The following is a 583-nucleotide window of genomic DNA, read 5'->3' as shown; positions in this document are numbered from 1 at the left end:
TGCCGCTTCACGTTGAGTGTAGAACTTGTTTTCGTACTGCTTGCTTGTCAGTAGGATGCCCACACTGCCATCACCCAACCATGATGCCATACAGTCGATCGCACTACGGCCAGGTAGGTTAAATACCGGACGCATTACTTTACTTAATAGCGCGCCAAATAGCTCTAGAAGACCGAAGTTAAGTAGTAGAGGAAGCAGAAGGCCAGCAAAAATGAATACTGCGAATAGCGTTGGTAGAAGACCAGTTAAAACAAGGCCGCCGGTGTTTTCTTCCCAAATCGCTCTTGGACCTACTTGGAAGAACGTCATCAATACCGCAGCACCACCGATTAGGCGAACAACAAGCCAAAGTGGAGACGGGTTGAAAAGTCCGTTTAAGAAACCGTTACGAAGGATCGCTGCTGGCTTGAAAATTTTACAAAGTACAGAAGCGACAGCCATGAAAGCGATAATAGCGGTAACGATAGCAATAAGTGCATCGCCAAGTAAGGCAGGAATGACTTTTGCCATGACTGCAACAGGGATAGTGAGGTCGCCATTGTAAGAAATAGGCGCCATAAACAGCAGAAGACCGATTAGGGAT

At 46.8% G+C, this 583-nt stretch carries 1 protein-coding gene; it reads right to left on the bottom strand.

What is annotated here, in order from left to right; all coding sequences use genetic code 11:
- Window positions 1-583, bottom strand: a 583-nt coding sequence (locus tag R7R24_RS28875; protein ID WP_318120481.1) for a nucleoside recognition domain-containing protein, incomplete at both ends; no start/stop codon positions are given.

Source organism: Vibrio sp. 704 (assembly GCF_033339295.1).
Note: the sequence above shows the minus strand (reverse complement) of the source record. Positions and strands in the feature narration are given on the sequence as shown.